Origin of the sequence: Bacillus cereus, from assembly GCF_015071065.1 — a bacterium.
GTDB classification, from domain to species: domain Bacteria; phylum Bacillota; class Bacilli; order Bacillales; family Bacillaceae_G; genus Bacillus_A; species Bacillus_A cereus_BA.
This window is the reverse complement of the sequence record NZ_VOVA01000003.1, coordinates 387,509-411,771: the sequence shown is the minus strand read 5'-3', so window position 1 is coordinate 411,771 and position 24,263 is coordinate 387,509. Positions and strand designations below refer to the sequence as shown.

Here is a 24,263-nt window from a genome sequence, read left to right as displayed (position 1 = left end):
GAAAAAAATTAGGAGGAATTTATCATGTCGGATTGGTCTCAATTAGATAAAGAATATATTATGCCTACGTATTGTCGTACGAAGGTTGCGATGGAAAGAGGAGAAGGGTGTAAACTGTATGATGTGGAGGGGAAAGCATATTTAGATTTATTTTCTGGTGTAGGAGTAAACGTATTAGGATACAATCACCCTAAAATTGTGCAAACGACAATGGAGCAAGTTACGAAATCGTTGCATCTTCCTTTTCATTTTTTAAACCCAGTTGCGATTGAGTATGCAAAGAAATTAGTTGATAACTCTTTAAAAAATGGAAAAGTCTTTTTTACAAACTCTGGTACGGAAGCAACAGAAACAACGTTAAAATTAATTGATAAATATAGATCTATTACGAATGAAGAACGTGATGGAGTCGTTGTGCTGAAAGGTAGTTTCCACGGGCGAACGTTAGGGGCGCTACATTTTACGAGACAAGAAAATGTGTATCAAAATTTCCCTAAAACATCTATTCCTGTATATGAAGTGGAGCGTGAAAATATAAAGGAATTAGAAGATATAATTGTTAAGGAACATCCCATTGCAATTATGCTAGAGCCTGTTTTAGGAAGCGGGGGGATCTATCCTTTATCAAGTGAATATTTACATGGTGTTCAATATTTATGTGATAAATATAATGTACTTCTCATAGTCGATGAAGTACAAAGTGGTATGGGCAGAACTGGAAAACTATTTGCTTATCAAAATTTCAATATTACACCAGATATTATTCAAATTGGTAAAGGAGCAGGAGGCGGGATACCGCTAGGAGGAATCATTGTAGGTGAAAAGCTATGTGATGTATTTTCACCAGGAGATCACGGAACAACGTTTGCACATTCATCAATGGGAACAGCTTTAGGTTTAACGGTATTAACAACATTAATTGATGATGGTTTAATGCAAGAAGCATATGAAACTTCACTATATTTAAATGATAAATTGCAAGAAATTCAGAAAGAAAATGCTTATTATATTAAAGAAGTACGTCATGCGGGGATGATGTTTGGTATTAGTGTGAATGATACGAATGAAAATGTGAAGAAATTGCAGCTTGAATTAATGGAGAAAGGGATGTTAGTCGATGTTACACAAGGGAATATCATCCGTTTACTCCCTCCGTATATAATTACAGAAAAGGAAATTGATGCATTTATTAATGAATTTATATCCGCTATTCATAGAGTAGAAGCGATAGCAAATGTTTAAAAATATTTATCCCGCATCAACTCCCGTAAACTCCCACTGATTATAGTTTCACTTTATGAAACTACAAATATAAAAAATACCTTATTTTTAATTCGCGCAGGAAGAAAATAGGGGTGGAAAAATAAATTTATATATTAAAATGAAAAGCTGAAAAAGGCACTCATACAGCGCCTTTTTCAGCTTTTTAAAATATCTAATTACTTAACCTAGAAAGCATCTCATTGGACAAATAATTAATTATGTGAAACAATAATAACAGATAAGGAGACGTTGCTTTTCCTTAAGTGCTTCGTATTGAATTGATTCTAGTAAGAGAAGGTGTGCTGAAAGAAGTTAAATTAAATAAGGAGCTGTTTTACTATATGCAACAAAATAATGATTTAGATTTTGGACCTCAAGATGTTAATATTGTAAACCCAAAACAAGCGAGGAAAGCAGTCGTTGCTACTGGCATTGGGAATGCAATGGAGTGGTTTGACTTTGGATTATACGCATATTTGGCGGTAATATTAAGTCAATTATTCTTCTCGGGTGTGAATGATAGTGGTTTGCAACTTGTACTTACATTTGGTACATTTGCGGCGGCCTTTCTAGTTCGACCAATTGGAGGTATTTTCTTTGGTAGAATAGGAGACAAATATGGCCGAAAGATTGTTTTAAGTACGACTATTATTTTAATGGCACTTTCTACATTATTCATCGCATTACTACCAACCTATGAACAAATTGGTGTATGGGCACCAATACTACTTTTAGTTGCTCGAATGATTCAAGGCTTCTCTACAGGCGGCGAATATTCAGGAGCAATGGTTTATATCGCAGAATCTTCTCCAGATAAAAAGCGTGGTATACTCGGTAGTGGTCTTGAAATTGGAACACTCTCAGGTTACATTGCTGCCTCGGTAATTGTTACCATTTTGACGTTATTGTTAACAGATGAGCAAATGCTCAGCTGGGGATGGCGTATTCCTTTCTTAATTGCTGCACCAATTGGTTTGGTCGGTTTATATTTACGACGTCATTTAGATGAATCTCCAATCTTTCAAGAGATGGAAAAAGCACAAGAGGAATCTGAAGACAACGAACAATTTTCATTTATGGATATATTAAAATATCACAAAAAAGACTTCTTATTAAGCACAGTAATTGTTGCCTTCTTTAACATTACAAACTATATGATCCTTTCGTATATTCCTTCTTATCTAACACAGGTACTAAAAGTCAAAGAAACAACTGGCTTATTAATTATTTCAATTACGATGGCACTTATGATTCCACTGGCACTTTATTTCGGTAAATTAAGTGATAAAGTTGGTAATAAGCGCGTAGTACAAATCGGTTTAATTGGTTTAGCATTATGTTCAATTCCAGCATTTTTATTAATTGGTAACGGACATATTGTAGCCATGTTTGCGGGTATTTTCGTCTTAGGTTTCTTCCTTAGTGTTTATGAAGGAACATTGCCTTCGTTATTACCAGCACTCTTTTTCACCGATGTACGTTATCGTGCACTTTCTATCTCCTTTAACATTTCTGTATCCATATTTGGTGGGACAACACCGCTCGTATGTTCATACTTAGTTCATGCGACTGGTAATCCGCTCGCACCGGCATTTTATTTAACAGGTGTAAGTATTATTGGATTAGTTGCATTTAGTGTACTGTTTGTTACAACATCAGGACGTGCATTAAAAGGATCTTATCCTACCGTAGAATCGAAGAAAGAAGCACACCAAATTGCTAAAGAAGACCCTGAAGAAACACTTTGGTGGCATGAAGAATCTTTAGAAATTGAAGCAGGGAAGAATGCTTAAGTTTGAAAAGTGACGTATAAGTATACAAAAAGACTCCTATTTTAATAGGAGTCTTTTTGTTACATTATTTCTTCCGCTTCTTCAAACTCTTCTGATAAGCATAAAGCTTATGAACCTCTTCTTTAAATTCATGCAAAAGTACAGCATTTTCACTATTCGAATAACGTACTGCATTATAAGCGTCTACAATAATATGACTCTGAATATTTACATCTTCTTCATGTTTTATTCTTTCTAACCAAGCCTCAACAGTTTCTCCTCGTTCACGGTTTATAGGAGGGGATAGTTTACTCTCAAGTTTGAAAATTTCTTTTCGAATTTCGTTATTTGGTGGTTTATTTCGTTTGAACTGTTTTTGGCTAATGCCGTCTTTATCAGTAAGTATTGTAGATTCAAAGACAGGCATATTTGGTAAACTTAAATGTTTTCTTTTTTTTATTATTTTCCAAACGACGTAAATAACGATGGCTGTACAGACCAATATTGTAATACTATTTATAAGGGTTGGGTCAAAAGGACGTTGCCCCAATTCCTCTTTAATTTGAGGATCTTTCAAATTCCCTTTATTCGACCAAAAATCGTCTGTTTCTTTTAATGCAGCTGCCGAGAACAATGGATTTAAAGCATAACCAAATCCTAAAGCAACTACTTGTATGATATAAGAAAAAAGAAGCCGAATATAAGGAAATACCGGAATAAGTAAAGCGCTAATTATTCCAATCGTAATGATAGAAGTGAAACGTAATAGCTGTTGATTACGATTTGAACCTGTTAACCAAAATGTAATCATGATGTGTAAAACTAATAGTAACAATTTCCATACTGGAGGAAAAGGCGCATAAAATATAGCTATAACGGCAAACCATACAATACCGCCTAACGATTTTTGAACCGGATATCCAGGTCCGACCGCGTATACGATAAAGAAAAATAGCGGTAATATAATCGTGCCAAAAAGAGAAAAAGGTAGAAATAAAGAAAAACCGACTATTTGAAGAACTAACAGTATTACAAATCCTGTTGTTTTTTTCTTCATTAATTTATGAATAAGAACTACTCCTATATAACCTGTTGCTAAAAATATAGCAATACCAACTAGCTCGTCTCTTTCCGTTAATAATGAAAGAAGGAGGAGTAGAATAAAGTCATTAACGTGATAGAGCCAAGTTTTCAACTGGTTCCACCATCCCTTCATTATTAATGAGAAACGTAGGTTGTGTTAGAAGAGGAAGCTCATTCTTCTGTAAACCAATGTATATCATTGTAGACGAGCGCTCCCTTTTTCTCGTTACATAGTGAAGAAATCCTTGTTTCGGAAGTAGCGTACTATCATCTGAAATACGTGCCAATTCCTCTAATGCCTTCCCGTAATGCGCTTGTCCTTCGTTTAATGGTAAATACAAGGGACCACCTTCTGCTAATACACTAATAAACAATTCAAACGGTATTTGATGCTTCGTTGCGTATTGGCAAATGTATGTGGTAAATGAAATAAGGTCTTCTATATTCTCTTTCCAACCGAATCCTCGATCAGCAGCTAAAGAAAGACAAATCGTCCAACTATAATTTTTTACAGGTTCATATTGCTTGGCTTGTAATTCCTGCATTTTAGCAGATGCTTTCCAATGGATAGAGCGGAAAGACTCACGTTCATATCTTTTTACACCGATAATAGATGTTTCATCATTATAAAAAGAGAAATTCGTTCGATAAGAACCGTTTAATAGTTGCTGAAGTTCTTGCAAACCTGCTACTTCTTTAGGTGAAGGATACACAATAATTTCAGTTCTTAATTTATCAAAGACAGGTAAATGTACAGTTAAAAGATGAAAAGGATCTTTTAATACACATTCGAACTGTTCAATTTGAAATACACCACGCTTCGTTGCAGTTAATGTTAAATCCCATTTTTGCGCCGAATGGGCAGGTTGAGAAAATGGGAAAGAAAATAATGTTTTTGATATTTGTTCAATCCCTTGATCCTTATGCGGTATAAGGGACGAATTTAAATGGAAATAACAAACACCATTAACGAGTGGTATATTTGCCCCATTTTTTAAATGAATAAAAAACTGTCCAGATTCATCAGGGAAAAGCCGAGTTGTTTGTTTCTCATTTATAACTTGAAATTTTTTCTCTATGTAAGCGACATATTTATAAATGAAAATCGCAAATAAATAGTAGAAGAAAAAGAGAAACATAATCATTCGTTGTGGCAGAAAAAACGTAAATAGTATAGCGCCTGGCACAGTTAATTGAATAATATGGAGTTGAAAAAATAAAGGTACAGTTACAACGCGCTGTCCATTCATGCTTGTTCAATCTCCACAGGTACATCCACTTCTTTTAATATCCTTTGCATGATTTCATTTTTTGTCGTACGTAACGCGCCTTCCATTGATAAGACGATACGGTGATTCCAAACAGAAGAAACTAAAAATTGTATATCTTCAGGCGTACAATATTCTCTGCCGCGTAAAAAGGCTAATGCCTGAACGGCACGTACTAAAGCTAATGTGGCACGTGGGCTTACACCATTAGCGATGTAATCATGATTTCTTGTAGCGTGAGCAAGTTTAATAATGTAATGTTCTAACGGTTCTGATACGAAAATTTCTTTCACTTGTTTCTGTGCTTCTAAAATGTCTTCTAAAGAAATGACGGATGTTACGCTTTCTAACGGTGCATTATTACGAAAACGACGCATCATTTGTAGCTCATCTTCAGGAGTCGGATAACCAATGGAAATCGTCATTAAAAAGCGATCAAGTTGTGCATCTGGAAGAGGGAAAGTTCCTTGTGATTCAATCGGGTTTTGCGTCGCAATAACAAAGAACGGTTTCGGAAGAGGAGTAGACTGCTTTTCAAGTGTTACTTGTCGTTCTTCCATCGCTTCTAACAAACTAGACTGAGTTCGTGGCATCGCGCGGTTAATTTCATCCGCAAGTAATATGTTTGTCACGACTGGTCCAAGTCTTAACTCAAATTCACTAATTTTCGGATTAAAGTATTCAATACCGGTCACATCGCTCGGAAGTACATCGGGTGTAAATTGAACGCGAGAAAAATTACCACCAATACTTTTGGAAATTGTTTTCGCAAGTAATGTTTTCCCAGTACCAGGCACGTCTTCAAGTAGTACATGTCCATCAGCAAGCAATGAAACGAGTAGTAAATCAATAACATTTTCCTTACCAACAAATACAGATCCTATATTTTCTTTTAATTTATGAATCATATGTAACATTCCTTTCATTATAAAAGAGCTAATATTTCTATATTTTAACAAATTTTTCAGAAAATTAGTATGATTTTTTAATTCAAAGAAATAGATATTTAATTTTAATATTACACTTGCATATTTTGGAATATGATTATACAATATCGTTACACGATGTATCGCAAGTCGATATATCATGAGGCGATGTATCGGAGGTAGTTATAATGAATGGGAAAGCGCAAAAATATATTCCATTAACTGAGGCGACATATTACATATTATTGTCACTAGTGAAGCCAATGCACGGTTATGGAATTATGCAAATGGTAGAAGAGATGACAAATGGGGAAGTAAAGCTCGGTCCTGGTACTTTATACGGGAATACGACGAAGTTATTGAAAGAAAAGTTAATTGTTGAAGTAGCATCTACTGATAGGAAAAAATGCTATGAGTTAACACCGTTTGGGAGAGAAGTGTTAGAGCTAGAGTATAACAGGTTACAGAGATCTGTAAGAAATGGAAACAGTATATTAGGGGAGTGAATGGAAGATGGAGACAAAGAAGGTATTTAAATTTTTCACGGCATGGAATTTAGAAAAAGAAGAAGTTTTTTTACGAAAGATGCATCAGCAAGGCTGGGCGTTACAAAAATATAATATGATGTATACGTTTAAGAAAACTGAGCCGAAAGATGTAATATATAAAGCGGATTTTAGATTGGTTTATAGAGATTCAAAAGAAAAACAACAAGAGTACTTCGAAATATATGAAATGTCTGGTTGGAAAAGCGTAACGAGTTTTACAAGATGGAATTATTTTTGTAAAGAAGTAGAAGAGGAAAATGAGTTACCTGACATATATTCAGAGAAGGACACGAAGGTGCAAAAAATGAAGGAGTTATTACAATTTATTGCATTTATTTCAATAGCTATGTTACCGTTAATGTTTAACACATTTTTAAATTCAACAGAATCAATAGTGCCAATGTGGGCGAAAGTTATGATGGGGCTTGTTAGCTGTATGTATGTTTATTTCTTTATAAGGATCTCTTGGAAAATTAAGAAATTGAAAAGCGAAATATTATAATAAAGAGTGGATTTTAAAAGAAGATGATTTCGTAGATATTATACGGGAATCATCTTCTTTCATTTCTATGTAATTTTATTTTGTTCACTCTTTTTTACATAATAAAAGACTATATATTTAAGGCATAGAACTAACAGTTACAAAGATAATACTAGTAATAATACCTAAAAAAATCATAAATGATGAAGAAACAATTAATAATAATGAACTACTGATTAATACTATTTTATTAGAGTTTTGATGTTTAAAGTGGTAATAAAGTAAAAAGCCGCAAACAGTAGAAACAATCCATATAGCTAGACCGTAAGGAGTTGTTATCTTCTTCCAATCGAAAATCCAAAAGTAAAAAATACCTATGTGACAAGTTAATAGTAGAAATGTAGATGGAATCATTAACTTTTTATTTAAAATCATTTATTTCACCTCTCTTATGTAAATATTACCAAAAGGGTGTGGAGTTGAAAATATAATATGGAAGTGAATAAGGTTTTCACTTAAAGAAACTACGAGATGAGTAAGAGATATTTCTAAATCAATTTCCATTTGCATGGGAATTTAAATGGAAAAAGAACCATATAAAATTATGAAGGGAGGAGAGTCATAAAATGCAGAGAATGAACAATTATTTTCGTGCTCGTGCGAGTATGGTATACATGATGACTAATAATGAAGTAATGAATCACATTGTTGCTTTTCATATGGATACGAATGGAATGCTCACCTTTGTGGGTTCTTACCGAACTTACGGAAGAGGTACTGGTATAAAGGAAGTTTCTACAGAAACGGCAAACGATGGTATAGATCCTCTAGCATCACAAGCTTCTCTGACTTTGTCCCGTGATGGTCGTTTCCTATTTGCAGTTAACGCAGGCAGTCATAGTATCAGTAGTTTTATCATAGCAGATAACGGGGTACCGATTTTCGTGGATGTAAAGCCATCAGGAGGTGCTCAGCCCAATAGCATTGGTGTGTATGATAATCTTCTCTATGTCTCCAATGTAGGTAATGCTGCAAACAATTTTGCATCAAATATTACTGGATTTCACATAGATGATAAGGGAAATCTTACACCTATTCCAGGATCCACTCATGCTCTCAGTACCTTTAATGCTCAGCCCGCACAAGTTCTCTTCACCCTGGATGGTAGTAAAATTGTTGTCTCCGAGCTTACATCAAACCATCTCAGTGTCTTCCATGTAAATAAAGATGGTACGGTTACAGGACCAATTGTTAATGATTCTTACGGTAAAGGCCCATTGGGTGCTTACTTTCTATCGTCCGGAATTCTCTTAGTTACAGAAGCAGTTTCAAATGCGTTGTCATCTTATTCATTGAGCAATGACGGTACTCTTCACGTAATCAGCGGCTCTGTACAAAACGGATATAAAACTGCTTGTTGGGTTATAACAACGAAGGATGAACGTTTTGCCTACACTACGAACACTTTAAGTGGCACCATCTCCACCTACCAAATCGCCCCCAATGGAGTACTGTCAGTAGTAAGGCATATTACTAGTACACCGCCGGGGACAGCACCGGGTCTTCCGATGGATGTTGGAGTGAGTAAAGATGGACGACATTTTTACACCCTTAATGGAAATCAGGGTACAGTGTCAGTATTTAATATTCAAAGTGATGGTAGTCTAGTAAGGTTGCAGGTTGTTGCTTCATCAAATTTTCCTTACTTTGGGTCGCAAGGCTTAGCTGTTCTTTGATTCTATTGGGCCGCTATATTTGTGTGGAAAAGAAAAATATATGACGGTGTATGAATAGTAGACATGTAGATGAATTAGGAACCTTTGATTAAACAGCAATTGTCCACCTTGCTTACGTAAAACGGAAAAACCCCCTATAGAAAATTGATAGGGGGTAGGGAAATATTTAAGAGAAAGACTGATTTTGAGCCGGTTTAATAAATTGTTCTGGATTTTCAACAAGCCCGCATACAGCACATTGGACGCGGTAAGTAGGTCCTTGATAAGCCATATGAAAAGCGTTCATCGTTTCATTTGTGTATTCTTCTTCTACTTGACCAGTTTGTGGATTTAACTTTACTGGTTTTACTTGTTGCTCAAGGATATTAAAGCGAGTTCGGTTCGTTTTACAGCTTGGACATAGCATTGGTTCCATATGTATACACCTCCATTTGTAGCATTTCTTAAGCGGTATGATTTTATGCAAGTAAAAAAACTTTCTCAACATAAATAGGTGTATATTGTATTTAAAATTCAGAAAAAATAAAATATAATACTATGTAAGAACTGGTTATGTCCAAACCAAATCTCCTGTTTTATGCCAATAAGCTGGGGGCCGAGAAATCGGCCTCATTTTTTTGTGCTCGACTCTATAAGGTACAAGGTTTTTGAAAACATTTGTCGAATTTTTAGAGGTGAAGGTAAAGGAGGAATTATTATGAACTTAAAAATGAAATACATTATTTTATATGTAGAAAAGTTTGAACAATGTCTTCAGTTTTATAAAGAAATTTTAAAATTACCAATAAGAGCTGAACACGGTACATATATTGAATTTGAAACAGGATCTACAATTTTAGCAATGAATACGCGAGAGGATGTTAAGGAGTTAACAGGACTACCTCTTACAGAAGGGGTATTACAGTCTTCTCATTTTGAATTAGGGTTTGTTGTAGAGGATGTAACGGCAACAATTGTGGAATTAAAAGAACAGGGAGTTAAGGTACTAGTTGAACCGATGACGAAACCATGGGGACAAACAATTGCTTACATTTCTGACCCAGATGGTAATTATATTGAAATTTGTAGTTCATTAGAATAGAAGGAGGAAAAGAGGATGGGGTTTCCGAAATTAGAAACAGAACGTTTACTATTAAGAGAACTTACACTATTAGATGGAGAAACAATGTTCCATTATTTTTCAAAAGAATCCGTTATTCGTTATTTCGGAATGGACCCTTTTGAAAATATTGAGCAAGCGAAAACGACTATTCAAACGTTTAGAAAGCGTAATGAAGAGGGAAGTGTGTTTCGCTGGGGGATAGAGAAGAAAGGTACGGATCAATTAATCGGTACGTGTGGATTTCATTTAATTAACAATCATCATAAACGAGCTGAAATTGGTTATGAGCTAGATGATACATATTGGGGGCAAGGATACGCAACTGAAGCACTGCAAGCAATGCTAGCTTACGGGTTTGAAACGTTGCACTTCATAAGAATTGCAGCTGTCGTATATATAGAAAATGAAGCTTCCCGTAATTTATTAAAAAAAGCCGGATTTCAAGAAGAAGGATTACTTCGAAAATATATGATTCAAAATGATGTTGCTCATGATACGGTCGTTTATTCATTATTAAAAGAAGATTGGCAAAAGTAATGAGCACAAGTGAAATAATGAAAGTTATTAAGGAACATAAAGATGAGCGATTTATCCTAGGTATAGACGGACTAAGTCGTTCAGGTAAAACAACTTTGGTTAAAGAGTTGGAAGAAGATATGAAGAAAAGTGGAATCCTGTTTCATATATTCCATATTGATGATTACATTACGCAGCGTAATAAACGATATGCTACTGGATTTGAGGAGTGGTATGAGTATTATAATCTTCAATGGGATATCGATTGGTTGCTGCGAAACCTTTTTCAAAAGTTACAAAGCGATATACAAATACAATTGCCTTTCTATCATGATGAAACAGACACATGTGAAATGAAGGACATACAGCTTCCTTTAGTAGGTGTAATAATTGTTGAAGGAGTTTTTCTGCAGCGAAAAGAATGGAGAGATTTCTTTCATTATATGGTGTATTTGGATTGTTCAAGAGAGACGAGGTTTCTACGTGAGAGTGAGGAAACGCAAAAAAACCTTCCAAAGTTTCAAAGTAGGTATTGGAAAGCTGAGGAGTATTATTTGGAAGTGGAATCGCCGAGGGATAAGGCGGATTTCGTAATACGCAATATGTAACAATATAAGTAAGTACAAAATAGAAGGTGTATAAAATGAATATATTATGGGACTTTGACGGGACGTTATTTGATACGTATCCTGCATATACAATGATGCTTTCTGAAATATTAGGTGATGAAGTAGATAAACGAGAAATATACAGAAACTTAAAAATATCATATTCCCACGCAATTCAGTATTACAATATTTCAAATGATCAGGAAGAAAAGATTAAGGTTTTGAAGAGAAATTTTACTCCAAAAGATATGAAACCCTTTGAAGGTGTCGAAGAGATTTTGAAATTTGCACATAAAAACGTGATTATGACACATAAACATAGGGCAGGAGTTATGGAAATCTTAAAGTATTATGGATGGGACAAATACTTCGTCGATATGGTTACAATTGACGATGGTTTCCCTCGAAAACCAAACTCTTTAGCTTATGATCATTTACATAAAAAGTACAATATTGATCTAGCAATTGGAGATAGAGAGTTAGATCTATTGCCTGCAAAGGAATTAGGTATTTTAACATGTATGTTTCAAGATAAATGTGATGTAGCGGACTATTCTTTATCGCATTACTCTGAGTTTTTTAAAGTAGTTATTGATAGAGATAGGGAGCAAATGGCTTGATTAAAACTTCTACTTTTTACTCGGAAAGTAGAGGTTATTTTCTATGTTTAAAAAAACTATAGTGGATTAATACTTTCAAGTGTATAGAAGGAGATTGTTATAACAATGTGAATTATATATTTATAGATAAATCTATAGATGAATGGGTGTGTTTTTGAACTTGTTTAAGTAAGTGAAAGATTTCTATAAAGCGAGTGATAATATGAGTATTTTCATTTTAGAAGATGATGTCATACAAGCGCAGCAAATGAAGCGGCTAGTCGAGGAGATTTGTGAAAAATATATGCTGCCTTATGATTTTATTGAAGTAACTAGTAAAAGTGAAACTATTATTAAAAACATTCCAAGGGCGACTTATGTACCGATATATTTTTTAGATATTGAGATTAAAAGAGAAGAACGTAAAGGGCTGCAAGTAGCGCAAGAGATTCGTAAATATGATACACAAGGGATCATTGTGTTTGTAACAACGCATTCTGAATTTGCGCCAATTTCCTATCAATATATGGTATCGGCGTTAACCTTTATCGATAAAGGGTTGCCTTATGAAGAACGCTATCAAGTTTTTGAACAATGTTTACTTCAATATGAAGTGCGTAATAAGCATATCGTTCCAACCGACGATTTTATCGTTGAAAATAATAATGCGACTGTGCGAGTACCATTTCATATAGTTGAATATATTATGACCGATGAACCACATCGGTTAGCATTAGTAACGTTAGATCGAATCGTTTATTTTTATGGCACATTAAAAGAGATTGAAATAGTAGATGAACGTTTATTTCGTTGTCATCAATCATATGTCGTGAATATTACGCAAATGTCTTCTTATAATGCAAAGCAAAAGATGATGATATTAAAAAGTGGGAAACGAATTCCAGTATCGCGCCGTTTAGTTAGTAAAGTACGTAAAATGTTAAAGGGTGAGATGTAATGTATATTTATGATTTATTTGCACTACTGCTTACTAGTATGAGTCATACATTCTTATACATTCAATTAATCCGGTACAATAGATTGTCATATAGAATGTTAGTGTCTTTAAGTGTTGTATTTATTATTTTACTTGCAATTGTCGTAACAGTAACGAGATATCCAGAGCTTAATAGTACAATTGTGTTATTTCTTATAAGTTTAGGATTGATGCAAAATGAATTGAACTTTATGCGGAATTTATATTTTGCACTTGTTAGCATGGTTATTATTACGCTTGTGAAAATGCTATTTCTCGAAGTGGGTATGAAACTATTTATGTTAACACCATTTGATTTCTATTTATGGACAGCGAGTATAATTCATCTTATCGTGTCGCTCATAACGTTTATAGGTATTGTATTAGCTCGTAAACGAATTCAAAGCATCGCTCAGTACATAGTAGGAAGTCCACTATATTATGTTACTTATATTTTGTTAATTATCGGGTTTATTATTGAATTAATTTTAACGAGTCCATCCACTGATTTTTTAGTAAAGTTAAATCAGCAATATGGAGAATTGAGTTTTATTTCAGCAATTATATTGTTCTTAGTATTACTACTTATTGTATTACTGAGTTCGCATTTGGCGAAAGAGAAGTTGGTAGAAGAACATGAAACAAGTTTAGATAAAGAATTACTCGATTATGTTGAGAAATTAGAATCGATGCATGATGAACTGGCTAGTTTCCGCCACGATTATATTAATGTTTTACTTGCGTTAGAAGCGGGAATACGTACAAAAAATGTGAATGAAATCGAGCAAGTGTATTATGACGTTATTACTCCAACTGTAAAATTAATAAACGATCATGAACTCGATATTGCGAAATTATCTCGTATACATATATCTGAAGTAAAAAGTGTATTAAGAGCAAAAGTGGGTACTGCCCAGCAACAACAAATAAAAGTAATGCTTGATATTCCGGAAAAAATAGCGACGGTTTCGATGCCTATAGTTCCTTTTATTCGTATCATTTCAGTCTTATTAGATAATGCAACTGAAGAGGCGGTACATAGTGAGGAAAAGGTACTGCAAATTGCCTTTTTTGAAATGGATGCAGAGCAATATTTTGTTGTTCGTAATAGCTCCAATTATAAAGAGATTGATTTGCAAAAAATTTATGAGAAGAACTATTCGAGTAAAGAAGAGGGCAGAGGATATGGGTTATTCTCATTAAAACGTATTATAAATAAAACGAATAATGCAACGCTAGAAACGGCTTATATGAGTCCTCATTTCACGCAAACTTTCATACTAAAAAAATAGATAACCATTTATGATGGAAATCAAACCGAATAAGAAATAACTACATACTTTCTTCAATCGTTTTTATACACTTCAAGTAAGAGGTGAAACGAGATGAATGGTCTTATTTTTACAGCGTTTATAAGTATAGGGTTACCGCTTGTTGCACTTTTATATGCTTTTTGGAAGAAACGCTATATCCCGTATATGCTAGGCGTATTGGCATTTGTTGTATCACAAGTTTTAATCCGTATACCAATGCTGAATTATTTAAATGGAAATAGCACAGCTTTTTCAATGTTTAGTGTAATGCAGCCTATAGTATTTGCGATTATGCTCAGTTTGTCAGCTGGTATTTTTGAAGAGATAGCTCGTTTTATTGCAATGCGCTATTTTATGAAACAACGAGATTGGCAGTCTGGATTTTTATTCGGAGTAGGGCATGGCGGTATTGAAGCTGTGTTGATAGTCGGTATTCCAGTAGTATCTCTATTATTATCGCAAACAGTTAGCGGAAATACGGATAGTTATTTTGTCGGTGGAGTGGAACGTATCTTTGCGATGTTAATCCATGTCGGTCTGTCATTCATTGTATTGCAAGCTGTTGTCCAAAAGAAATTTCGTTATGTTGTATATGCAATTTTCATCCATGGGACTGTAAATACACTAGCAGGCATCATACCGCTATACGTACCAGCAGATAGGGCTATATTTACTGTAGAAGCTACAATAGCAATTTGTGCTTTACTTGTATTTAGTTATAGTTTCATCTTAAAAAGAAAGGGTGTATTAAAATGAAAAGAATGTTACTCATAATCATTGGTGCTATCGCGACATTTGCACTCGTCGCATGTACGGGTAATAAAGTAGATGAAAGTACTTCAAAAAAATTTATTCCGAAAGCGGAAGAAATTGTAACGTTACTAAATGAAACTAAGTATAAAGAAGTACATGAAAAATTTGATAGCAAGATGAAAACCGCATTATCAGAGGAGAAAATGAAAGATCTTACGTCTGTAATTGAAAAAGCTGGTACATTCGAAAATATTGAAAAAAAGTCGATTGAAGAAAAAGATGGTTTATATACAGTTGTTCTCGTAGCAAAATATAGTAAAGAACAACGTACCTTTATCGTAACTTATAATGATAAAGAGGAAATAGCAGGTTTATATATTAAATAAAAAACAGATAAAGTGGAAACTTCCACTTTATCTGTTTTTGGATTTAACCAAATTATGGTTATTTGTGCTAATATGAACACATAGCTATATAGAAGGGGTGGGTAATTATGAAAATCGAAATAGTTCCCAAAAAGAAGTATAGTATAATAAGCTATATATCTTTACTCATCGGCATTATGTGTTTTTTATTCGTTTTTATAACTCCGACGAGGATAGCGAATGCGGGTAATATAGTGGGAGATTATATTACAATTGCTCTGACAGGTGTAGGTATCATACTTTCAATAATCACAATGACGAAAAAAACAGAGAAGAAGGGGCTTGCTATTATTTCATTAATACTGTCCTCATCATTTATTATATTTTGGATAATCGCAATTATTTTAGTATTGACTGGTCAAGTTAGCTTTGCACCGTAATGAGCAATAAAAAGAGTCCTTCATTAATAGAAGGACTCTTTTTATTCGGTATCTTCAGGTTGATATTCTAAAATATCCCCAGGTTGGCATTCTAATGCTTTACAAACAGCATCTAAAGTTGAAATTCTAATTGCTTTTGCTTTTCCATTTTTTAATATAGAAAGGTTAGCCATAGTAATTCCAACTTTCTCTGAAAGTTCAGTTACACTCATTTTTCTTTTCGCTAGCATTACATCAATATTCACGATAATTGCCATGTTATTCACCTCAGACCGTTAAATCATTTTCTGATTTTATATCTATCGCACCTTTTAAAAGTATTTGGAGAACGGCAGCAAAGACTGCGATAACCATTGAAGCAAAGATTAGGAGCATGCCAAGTATAATAATACCAGGTGCATCATCTCTCTCTGCTACAAGATAGAAGAGTGGCATGCCTACCACATATAAAATACTGATTGTTACTGCGCAGTGTTTTATCTTTTTTAAAGCTCTAACAGATAATTTCGAGAAGGCATTACCCTTGTCAATGTGGCTTACAAGTTTAAAAGCTTGATACAGAGCGAAATAAAAAGGTACCACCGTTGCATATAGATTGATTAAAATAAGATATTTTATATATGCAATATCGGGGTACAATTCCGCTGCATAGTTCCCTATGTTAGGGACTAAAAATATACATAAAGCAAGAACAGGGATTCCAATAAGAATAATAGCTGTCTTTAAAAAGAGTGTTGATCCTTGTTTCATATAAAGCACCTCATTTAAATATTATCTATTTAATCTAACATGATATTTATCGTTTAACAATAAATTTTTATTTTTTAATCGTGTTTTTGTTGTTAAACCAATTTTGAATTTTAATGAAGATAATCGTTCCTTCTTTCTGTAAATGATGTTATGTTAAAAGTAACGATTAAGTCTTTCTTATAATAAGAGTTTTTAGAAAATCAATATTTTGCGTAATTTGACGAGGTGTTAATGAAATGAAATCGTACACACAATTTGAACGAAGAAAATACATACTAGATGAGTTAGAAAAGTATAACCGAGTTATGGTAAATGATTTAGCGAAGGTATTAAATGTTACGACAGAAACGATACGAAGAGATTTAGATATGTTGCACAAGGAAGGGCAGCTTACGAAAATACATGGTGGTGCAATTAAGAAAAAAGATCAAACACTAGAATTTCATTTTGATAAACGTCGAGCTGAGAATATTGAAGAAAAACGAAAAATTGCAATGGAAGCAAGTAAACTCGTAGAAGATAATGATATTATCGCAATTGAAATTGGGACAACCACAATGCAAATTTTAGATTACATACACGATAAAAAGAATTTGACGATTTTAACAAACTCGATACCAGCTGTAAATAAAATTATTGAGCTTAAAGAACAATATGATTCCTTTGATTGCAGGTTAATAGTCATTGGAGGAATATTGAATACAAATTCATTAGCATTGTCTGGAGAAATGACGTTAAACTATCTTGACCATTTCACTGTTAATAAGTTATTTGCTTCTTGTGATGGGATTTCTTTAGAAAAAGAACTAACATGTTCGTATATTGAAGATGCGCAAATATATAAGCAGTTAAAGAATAATGCAAAACAAGTTGTCATGATGGCTGATGAGTCAAAGTTTAATTTAACAAAGTTTTATAAAAGCGGGAATTTTAGTGATATAGATGCATTATATACAAACGCTAAGCTCGATGAGGCGTGGCACAATGTGTTAACAAGTAATGGGATAGAAGTAATAACAGTATAGCAAAACAAAAAAGAAGACTATTTCTTAGTAAGTTGAGAAATAGTCTTCTTTTATTGTTTATATGTTGTTTTATTTTGTTAATTTGTTGTTTTTACAATTGATTAACAAATTAACAACATTGTGTTAATAATATACTCGTACAATATGAATTAGGAGGTGGCAAGAATGCAAATAAAACTATCAAAAGCTGTGTTCTTTTTAATACCAGTTGGAATACCTCTAATATTATTTTGGATTATTCCGAATTTCATTAGTTTAGGTATTAGTTTTACTGATTGGGATTTTATGACGAATGATTTTAACTTTGTTGGTTTAGAAAACTATTTCAATTTATTTACACAAGATTCTTTTATGCAAGCGTTGCTAAATACGTTTTATTTCGGAATTGGAACAGTCATTCCGACGATTGCATTAGGTTTAGGATTCGCATTATTCTTCCGAAAAAAATTCAAAGGTTCTGCATTGTACCAATTAATGATTTTTTCACCTTGGGTAACGCCAACAATAGCTGTATCCATTGTGTGGTCACTTTTATATGAACCTCAATTTGGAGTTATTAATAAAGTTCTAAACTTTTTCGGGATACCAGGTTTGGACTGGCTTCAAAGTAGTCAAACAGCGATGTTAGCAGTCATTATTGTGACAGTTTGGAAATTAGTTGGTTGGACGATGATCTTCTATATCGGCGCATTAGAAAAAGTTCCAGATAGTTTATATGAAGCAGCTAGTATTGATGGAGCAAATGCATGGCAGAAATTTCGATATGTAACATTGCCAATGGTTTCATCAACAACTTTCTTCTTAGTTGTTGTCAATACAATTTCTTCAGTGCAGGCTTACGATCAAATAAAAATTTTAACACAAGGTGGACCTAGTGGTTCGACGCGTACGTTACTTTATTTATTCTTCCAACAAGGGTTTGAACAATTTGATATGGGATCTGCAACAGCAATCGCATTTATCATACTAATCATTACAATTCTACTATCTGTTATAAACAAAATAATAGGTGACAAGTGGGTGAACTATTAAGGTGAATAATATGAAAAAAAGTCCATTAATCGTAAAGCATCTCTTTCTAGCGTTATCAAGTATACTATTTGTTTTTCCATTCATATGGATGGTACTTGGTTCGTTTAAAACATCTAGTGAAGTGTTACAAGGAGGTTTTTGGCCTAAGGAATTTCACTGGGAAAATTATCGTCAAGTATTAGATATCCTTCCATTTAGCACATATTTATTTAATAGTTTCTATACTTCTTTCATCATTACTATATATGTACTTGTTTCGTCAGCACTTTTTGCTTATATGTTGGCATTTTATAAGTTTAAAGGCAAGAATATTACGTTTAGTGTTGTGATGGCAACCTATATGATCCCTGGAGCTGTATCGTATGTTCCTGTATATGTAATGTTAGGGAAGTTTGGGCTACTTGATTCACATTTTGGATACATGATTTCTATGGCTGTTAGCGTATTCGGTATTTTCTATTTAAAACAAACGTTCCACAAAGTTGGTTTTGAAATAGTAGAAGCAGCCAAAATTGATGGAGCAAGTGATTGGCGTATTCTTTGGAAAATTATTTTTCCGATGACACGATCATCATTTGTAACATTAGGATTGGTCACATTTATTGGTAACTATAATAATTACATTTGGCCAGCTCTTATTTTGAAAGATAATACACAAAAGTTAATCACGAATGGAATTGCTGATTATTTCATTAATAGTTCTTTAGGACGAGATTGGTCACACATTATGGTTGCAAGTACAATCGCAACGGTGCCGCTCTTACTCGTATTTTTAATTCTACAAAAATGGTTCTTATCTGGTGTTACTGATTCAGGAATAAAGGGGTAATTAAATAGTAAAGGAGATATGTGGGATGAAAAAACTATGCATGCTTCTAACAGTTTTAACATTGTTTGTTAGTGCACTTACGGGGTGTTCAGGCGGAAAAGGAAGTACGGTTAAAGCAAGTAAAGAAGGCGAGAAGGTTGTTGTTCCATTCATAAATGGAGTGGGTGGTTCTCTTGCAGATCGTGTAGACAAGATCGTGGAAGAATACAATAAAAGTCAGGACAAATATGTAGTGAAAACGACGAAAGCGGGTAACTACGATGAGTCTTATCAAAAGCTACAAAGTGGATTTGCAGCGAATAACCAAGAAGCAATCGCATTACTAGGTTCAGATGTCATTCAAGAATATGTTAAAAAACAGTTAATCGTACCTTTAGATGAATCTGTTAAAAATGATACTGATTTTAAAAAGGAAGACTACGGAAAAGGTTTTATGGAGCAAGCAACAATTGACGGGAAGTTATATGGAATTCCGTTTTACGGTACAACACAAATCTTTTATTATAATAAAAAAGCATTAGCGGAAAATGGCTTTACAAAAGATAATTTAAAGACGTGGGAAGGTGTAGAAAAGGTAGCAAAAACAGTCGCAAAACGTGGTGAAAACGGAAATGTTTCATATGCTGGGTGGATGCCAATGTGGGGGACGTCAAACTTAATTGATGCAGTCCGTAGTGCTGGAGGCAATGTATTAAGTGAAGATGGAAAAAAAGTATTAATTAACGATGATACTTGGGTTACGGTATGGGAGAAATTCCGTACATGGCTTCATGAAGATAAAATTATGAAAATACATTCAGGTGGTACTGGATGGGAATATTGGGATAAAACAGTAATTGATTTAGTCGAAGGTAGAACATTAGGGTTCACAGGATCATCTGGTGACCAAGCATTTGTTTTTAAATCATTAGGTAAAGGAATGACGGAAGAAGAACGTCTTAACACTTTTGAAGCATTACCTCAACCAGCTTGGGGAAATAATAAACCAGCGCCAAAATTAGAAACATACTTATTCACATTAACGAGAAATATTGACCCAGAAGTAGCAAAAGGTGCATATGACTTTATGAAATTTGCGACAAGTACTGAGAAAACGGCTGAATGGTCCATGGCAACAGGCTATATCCCTGTTCGTAACAATGTAACAGATTACAGTCCATATGCTGAATTTGTAAAAAAACAACCACAAGCATTAATCCCAGTAGAGCAAGCTAACAATTATGGAGTAGGGCCATTTGTAGACCCGACGGGCGGGAAAATCAATGACGCATTAAATGTAGCTAAAGATAAAGTAGAGATTGAGGGAGTTCCAGCAAAAAAAGCGTTAGATGAAGCAGCTAAAGTTGCGCAAGAAGAGTTAGATAAATTTCTGAAAAAGAAGAAATAAACCTGTTTTGTATGACTAACGTGAGGTGCTTTTTAACGAAAGAAGTGCCTCTAAAATTCACTTAAAAAGGTGTGAGAACTATGATCGTAATAACAAGTACGATAACACTTTCTTCATTCGTAAAAAATAAACATTGTTTCCAAATGGATGAAACTGATATTACAAACTTTACATTAACTATTGATCAAGGTGACAGCCGGAAAATTCCTCTTTTACTAATCTTGAGAGATCCTAACGGCTATGTACGTATGCAATATCAAACTCCAATTGTAAATGAAAAACTAGTTGTTTCGAAAGATTCAAAGTTTTGTTCCGCTGGTTGTATTGGAGGAGAAATACAGTCAGGTAATTGGGGATTAGAAGTCGTGTATATACCACATTGTGCAAAGAAAGTAGTAAAGTTTACCGGAGAAAAAGTCGACTATACAGTAAATATAGTAGTGAATGATCAGTTGGAACGAAAGTATAATAGAGAGCATTTTTGCAAGGAAAATGTTTTTATCGATGAAGACCGTTTTAATAAGGTAATAAATGAAGAGCATCGCTGGTACAAAGGGGATTTTCATGAACATACGGATTTAACAGATGGCGAGATAGATGATGAACTTGGAATGAAAGTATGTGAAAAACAAGCATTAGATTTTTTATATGCGACGGAACACAATATCGTTATGCCATCTTATGAAAAAGGAAGCACATTAATTATACCATCTATGGAACTTACAACTCCTTATGGTCATTACAATATATTTGGCATAAGAGAATTTGTTGATTTTACAGAGTATGTAGATGAATCATTTAGTGCTGAAAAAATGAATGTACTATTTTCACTCATGAAAGAAAAAGGCTATTTATTGAGTGTGAATCATCCATTTATGAAGCCTTGGGCGAACCAAGTTAATATTAACTTAGAAAATGTTCATACGATGGAAATTATGTGTGATCCAACTTATAAAAAAAGTAAATCATCTACTTTAGAAGCTTTGCGTTGTTTCGATCAAATGTGGTCAAAGGGTCTTAAAATCTGGGGGATAGGGGGAAGTGATTCGCATTTACATCCGTCTAAAACATTCCCAGGATCAAAAGACCCATCAATTTACGGTGATCCAGGAACATATGTATTATGTAACGGTTTATCTATTAAAAACTTGAAATTTGCGATCAAAAACGGAAGAATTTATTTCTCTCGGTTCAGAAAACTGGCGATAGAAATTCAAAACGAAGGTGAAACGATTTATGTCGGTGATGAGGCTAAAGGGAATATTATTTACAACATTCGTACAGATAAACCGTGTGAGTGGAGACTACTTATAAATGGACAAACGATTGAAAAAGAATACGGCAGCGACGTAACCTTTGCATTCTCTTTAAATGAAGGGGCGTACGCTAGAGTTGAGGGATGGGAAGAGGACGAATTAGTAGCGTTTATTAATCCTATTCATAATAAAGTTCAGAATAAAAATATGAAAACATGGAATGAAGTTATAGGGGGAATAAAAGGTGAATAAAGCGATTATTTTTGATAAAGATGGAACATTAATACAGTTAGATTCAGTTTGGTACAAAATTGTGCATCGTGTGTTAGATGATATATTTCAAACATATCCAAATGAAAAAGGTAAACGAGATGACTACTTAACGATTATTGGTATGAATGATAATGATTTTGAGAGTACGAGTTTACTAGCTTGTCGCACAAATTACTTTATTGCGGCTGCATGGTATTCGTTGTTAGAAAATCAACATGTGGATAAAGAGAATTTTATTCATAATGTATGTCTTCTATTCAAAAAGTACTCTACAGCAGATGATCTTGTATTTACAGAAGTGGAAGGTGCAAAGGAAACATTACGCTATTTAAAAGACAATGAATATATTATTGGGGTTGTTACGGCAGACGATGTTGATGCAGCTATTCATTCTCTGAAAATGACTGAGTTATATGATTACGTAGATTTTTTAGGTGCAGATGACGGTGTGAATAGAACAAAACCTGAAAGTGATTTTTATCATATGTTTAAAGAAAAATTTTCACTCACTGAAGAAGATGTGCTTATGGTAGGTGATACATTGACAGACGTTACATTTGCGAGAAATAGTAACATTAAAGTAGTAGGCGTCTTATCGGGTGCGAGCAGGAAGAAAGATTTAGAAGGGAAAGCGGATTATATTTTAGACAGTATGAAGGATATTTCGAAGATTTTATAATTCATGTCATCATAAATTTTAACAATATCTATAAATATAGCTCGAATTCTAGGAGGATATTATGGCTCAACTATCATTCAAAAACATTTACAAAAAATATGATCATGATGTGACAATCGTAAAAGATTTTAATCTAGAAGTAAATGATGGAGAATTTATCGTTTTGGTTGGCCCTTCAGGGTGTGGGAAATCTACAACATTACGTATGATTGCAGGACTTGAAGAGATTTCAGAGGGCGATTTTTATATTGACGGAAAACGAGTAAATGATATTACACCGAAAGATAGAGATATTGCAATGGTATTTCAAAATTATGCACTTTATCCGCATATGAGTGTGTATGAAAACATGGCATTTGGATTAAAACTACGAAAATATAGTAAAGAAGAAATTGAAAAGCGTGTGCAACATGCAGCAAAAATTCTTGGGCTTGAGCAGTATTTAAGCCGGAAGCCAAAAGTACTTTCAGGTGGGCAGCGCCAGCGTGTTGCCTTAGGCCGAGCGATTGTTCGAAATGCAAAGGTATTTTTAATGGACGAGCCTTTATCAAACTTAGATGCGAAATTGCGTGTTCAAATGCGTGCTGAGATTACAAAATTACACAAGCAGTTGCAAACAACAACTGTGTATGTTACACACGATCAAATAGAAGCTATGACGATGGCAACGCGCTTAGTTGTGCTAAAAGATGGTATTGTACAACAAGTCGGTACACCGAAAGAAGTGTATGATAATCCAGAGAATGTATTTGTCGGCGGATTCATTGGTTCACCTGGAATGAATTTTTTCAAAGGAGTATTAACAGATAATGCAGTTATGATTGATAAGTGGAAAATTGAAGTGCCGGAAGAGAAGATGAAAGGCTTGCGAAATAAGGGCTATACGAATAAAGAAATCATAATAGGAATACGTCCAGAAGACTTTTATTATGGAAAAGCAATCGAGGCTTTACCATATAACGCAAAAGTAACGGTATCTATTGATGTAGCAGAATTAATGGGAGCAGAAACATATCTATATTCCAACTTAAATGGACAATCTTTTGTAGCTCGTGTAGACATTTCTTTAGATGTGCAAAGTCAATCAAATATAGAGCTCGGTTTAAATATGGAAAAAGTTCATTATTTCGATTCAGAAACTGAGAAACGGATTGTTTTATAGATAATAATTAAGGTGATAATATTTTTAAAGTGTCTTCAAATACTACAATTAAATGAATAATAAAGAAGTCGATTATCCTTTAATTTACAGGGAATCGGCTTTTTTATATAAAAGATCGCTT

General features: G+C 33.9%; 28 protein-coding genes. 21 read left to right on the top strand and 7 right to left on the bottom strand.

What is annotated here, in order from left to right:
- Positions 1 to 24: 24 nt before the first annotated feature.
- The gene (locus FT637_RS12835; RefSeq protein ID WP_193646617.1) at positions 25 to 1,242 is read left to right on the top strand and encodes an aspartate aminotransferase family protein; all 1,218 of its coding nucleotides are present in this window, start codon (positions 25 to 27) and stop codon (positions 1,240 to 1,242) included.
- Between the two features lie 362 nt (positions 1,243 to 1,604).
- Complete coding sequence (locus tag FT637_RS12830) at positions 1,605 to 3,056, top strand: MFS transporter (protein WP_193646720.1); 1,452 nt, start codon at positions 1,605 to 1,607, stop codon at positions 3,054 to 3,056.
- Between the two features lie 64 nt (positions 3,057 to 3,120).
- Here the strand turns inward: FT637_RS12830 and FT637_RS12825 are convergent, their stop codons facing one another.
- The 3 genes from FT637_RS12825 to FT637_RS12815 are packed head-to-tail and all read right to left on the bottom strand — an operon-like array spanning position 3,121 to position 6,294.
- On the bottom strand, positions 3,121 to 4,230 hold the full coding sequence (locus FT637_RS12825) for a DUF4018 domain-containing protein (RefSeq protein ID WP_193646616.1): 1,110 nt from the start codon (positions 4,228 to 4,230) through the stop codon (positions 3,121 to 3,123).
- Positions 4,205 to 5,368, bottom strand: a complete 1,164-nt coding sequence (locus tag FT637_RS12820; protein WP_193646615.1) for a DUF58 domain-containing protein — start codon at positions 5,366 to 5,368, stop codon at positions 4,205 to 4,207. Before FT637_RS12820 ends, FT637_RS12825 begins: the two co-directional genes overlap by 26 nt.
- Positions 5,365 to 6,294: an AAA family ATPase gene (locus tag FT637_RS12815; protein WP_193646614.1), complete on the bottom strand. Its 930-nt coding sequence runs from the start codon at positions 6,292 to 6,294 to the stop codon at positions 5,365 to 5,367. Before FT637_RS12815 ends, FT637_RS12820 begins: the two co-directional genes overlap by 4 nt.
- 206 nt (positions 6,295 to 6,500) lie before the next feature.
- On the opposite strand from FT637_RS12815, the gene FT637_RS12810 reads away from it, so the two are divergent.
- Positions 6,501 to 6,818 carry a PadR family transcriptional regulator gene (locus FT637_RS12810; protein WP_001013435.1) on the top strand — a complete coding sequence of 106 codons (318 nt, stop codon included), beginning with the start codon at positions 6,501 to 6,503 and terminating at the stop codon, positions 6,816 to 6,818.
- A gap of 7 nt (positions 6,819 to 6,825) precedes the next feature.
- A complete protein-coding gene (locus FT637_RS12805; RefSeq protein WP_193646613.1) occupies positions 6,826 to 7,362 on the top strand; it encodes a DUF2812 domain-containing protein in 537 nt (178 codons plus the stop codon).
- A 117-nt stretch (positions 7,363 to 7,479) separates the two neighbouring features.
- On the opposite strand, the gene FT637_RS12800 is transcribed toward FT637_RS12805, so the two are convergent.
- Positions 7,480 to 7,776 (bottom strand): hypothetical protein, encoded by a 297-nt coding sequence (locus FT637_RS12800; protein ID WP_012261179.1) that lies wholly within the window; start codon positions 7,774 to 7,776, stop codon positions 7,480 to 7,482.
- A gap of 191 nt (positions 7,777 to 7,967) precedes the next feature.
- Between FT637_RS12800 and FT637_RS12795 the strand changes: the two genes are divergently transcribed.
- Positions 7,968 to 9,077, top strand: a complete 1,110-nt coding sequence (locus FT637_RS12795; RefSeq protein WP_193646612.1) for a lactonase family protein — start codon at positions 7,968 to 7,970, stop codon at positions 9,075 to 9,077.
- A 166-nt stretch (positions 9,078 to 9,243) separates the two neighbouring features.
- Here the strand turns inward: FT637_RS12795 and FT637_RS12790 are convergent, their stop codons facing one another.
- Positions 9,244 to 9,492: a hypothetical protein gene (locus FT637_RS12790; RefSeq protein WP_000433610.1), complete on the bottom strand. Its 249-nt coding sequence runs from the start codon at positions 9,490 to 9,492 to the stop codon at positions 9,244 to 9,246.
- A 282-nt stretch (positions 9,493 to 9,774) separates the two neighbouring features.
- On the opposite strand from FT637_RS12790, the gene FT637_RS12785 reads away from it, so the two are divergent.
- The 9 genes from FT637_RS12785 (at position 9,775) to FT637_RS12745 (ending at position 15,749) form a co-directional block, all read left to right on the top strand.
- The gene (locus FT637_RS12785; protein ID WP_193646611.1) at positions 9,775 to 10,158 is read left to right on the top strand and encodes a VOC family protein; all 384 of its coding nucleotides are present in this window, start codon (positions 9,775 to 9,777) and stop codon (positions 10,156 to 10,158) included.
- 15 nt (positions 10,159 to 10,173) lie between these two features.
- Positions 10,174 to 10,716 carry a GNAT family N-acetyltransferase gene (locus tag FT637_RS12780; protein WP_193646610.1) on the top strand — a complete coding sequence of 181 codons (543 nt, stop codon included), beginning with the start codon at positions 10,174 to 10,176 and terminating at the stop codon, positions 10,714 to 10,716.
- Complete coding sequence (locus tag FT637_RS12775) at positions 10,716 to 11,303, top strand: kinase (protein WP_193646719.1); 588 nt, start codon at positions 10,716 to 10,718, stop codon at positions 11,301 to 11,303. Before FT637_RS12780 ends, FT637_RS12775 begins: the two co-directional genes overlap by 1 nt.
- A gap of 35 nt (positions 11,304 to 11,338) precedes the next feature.
- Positions 11,339 to 11,923 (top strand): HAD-IA family hydrolase, encoded by a 585-nt coding sequence (locus FT637_RS12770; protein WP_193646609.1) that lies wholly within the window; start codon positions 11,339 to 11,341, stop codon positions 11,921 to 11,923.
- 202 nt (positions 11,924 to 12,125) lie between these two features.
- The gene (locus tag FT637_RS12765; RefSeq protein WP_193646608.1) at positions 12,126 to 12,860 is read left to right on the top strand and encodes a response regulator transcription factor; all 735 of its coding nucleotides are present in this window, start codon (positions 12,126 to 12,128) and stop codon (positions 12,858 to 12,860) included.
- Complete coding sequence (locus FT637_RS12760) at positions 12,860 to 14,170, top strand: GHKL domain-containing protein (RefSeq protein ID WP_193646607.1); 1,311 nt, start codon at positions 12,860 to 12,862, stop codon at positions 14,168 to 14,170. Before FT637_RS12765 ends, FT637_RS12760 begins: the two co-directional genes overlap by 1 nt.
- Positions 14,171 to 14,263: 93 nt before the next feature.
- Positions 14,264 to 14,947 carry a YhfC family glutamic-type intramembrane protease gene (locus FT637_RS12755; RefSeq protein ID WP_193646606.1) on the top strand — a complete coding sequence of 228 codons (684 nt, stop codon included), beginning with the start codon at positions 14,264 to 14,266 and terminating at the stop codon, positions 14,945 to 14,947.
- Positions 14,944 to 15,330 (top strand): DUF3887 domain-containing protein, encoded by a 387-nt coding sequence (locus tag FT637_RS12750; RefSeq protein WP_193646605.1) that lies wholly within the window; start codon positions 14,944 to 14,946, stop codon positions 15,328 to 15,330. The genes FT637_RS12755 and FT637_RS12750 overlap by 4 nt, the downstream gene beginning before the upstream one ends.
- A 107-nt stretch (positions 15,331 to 15,437) precedes the next feature.
- Positions 15,438 to 15,749, top strand: coding sequence for a hypothetical protein (locus FT637_RS12745; protein ID WP_193646604.1), 312 nt, complete (start codon positions 15,438 to 15,440; stop codon positions 15,747 to 15,749).
- A 41-nt stretch (positions 15,750 to 15,790) separates the two neighbouring features.
- Here the strand turns inward: FT637_RS12745 and FT637_RS12740 are convergent, their stop codons facing one another.
- The gene (locus FT637_RS12740; RefSeq protein ID WP_193646603.1) at positions 15,791 to 16,006 is read right to left on the bottom strand and encodes a helix-turn-helix domain-containing protein; all 216 of its coding nucleotides are present in this window, start codon (positions 16,004 to 16,006) and stop codon (positions 15,791 to 15,793) included.
- Between the two features lie 10 nt (positions 16,007 to 16,016).
- Complete coding sequence (locus tag FT637_RS12735) at positions 16,017 to 16,499, bottom strand: DUF2975 domain-containing protein (RefSeq protein ID WP_193646602.1); 483 nt, start codon at positions 16,497 to 16,499, stop codon at positions 16,017 to 16,019.
- A gap of 236 nt (positions 16,500 to 16,735) precedes the next feature.
- Here FT637_RS12735 and FT637_RS12730 point away from each other — a divergent pair, with 236 nt between their 5' ends.
- The 7 genes from FT637_RS12730 to FT637_RS12700 all read left to right on the top strand — a co-directional run bounded on the left by FT637_RS12730 (position 16,736) and on the right by FT637_RS12700 (position 24,142).
- Positions 16,736 to 17,524, top strand: a complete 789-nt coding sequence (locus tag FT637_RS12730; protein ID WP_193646601.1) for a DeoR/GlpR family DNA-binding transcription regulator — start codon at positions 16,736 to 16,738, stop codon at positions 17,522 to 17,524.
- 165 nt (positions 17,525 to 17,689) lie between these two features.
- A complete protein-coding gene (locus FT637_RS12725; protein ID WP_098767629.1) occupies positions 17,690 to 18,556 on the top strand; it encodes a carbohydrate ABC transporter permease in 867 nt (288 codons plus the stop codon).
- Between the two features lie 10 nt (positions 18,557 to 18,566).
- Complete coding sequence (locus FT637_RS12720) at positions 18,567 to 19,385, top strand: carbohydrate ABC transporter permease (protein ID WP_193646600.1); 819 nt, start codon at positions 18,567 to 18,569, stop codon at positions 19,383 to 19,385.
- Positions 19,386 to 19,410: 25 nt separating this feature from the next.
- Complete coding sequence (locus FT637_RS12715) at positions 19,411 to 20,772, top strand: extracellular solute-binding protein (RefSeq protein WP_193646599.1); 1,362 nt, start codon at positions 19,411 to 19,413, stop codon at positions 20,770 to 20,772.
- Between the two features lie 80 nt (positions 20,773 to 20,852).
- Entirely contained in the window at positions 20,853 to 22,280 is a 1,428-nt protein-coding gene (locus tag FT637_RS12710) for a CehA/McbA family metallohydrolase (RefSeq protein WP_193646598.1), read from the top strand.
- Complete coding sequence (locus FT637_RS12705; RefSeq protein WP_193646597.1) at positions 22,273 to 22,980, top strand: HAD family hydrolase; 708 nt, start codon at positions 22,273 to 22,275, stop codon at positions 22,978 to 22,980. Before FT637_RS12710 ends, FT637_RS12705 begins: the two co-directional genes overlap by 8 nt.
- A gap of 61 nt (positions 22,981 to 23,041) precedes the next feature.
- Positions 23,042 to 24,142, top strand: a complete 1,101-nt coding sequence (locus tag FT637_RS12700) for an ABC transporter ATP-binding protein (protein WP_193646596.1) — start codon at positions 23,042 to 23,044, stop codon at positions 24,140 to 24,142.
- Positions 24,143 to 24,263: the final 121 nt, after the last annotated feature.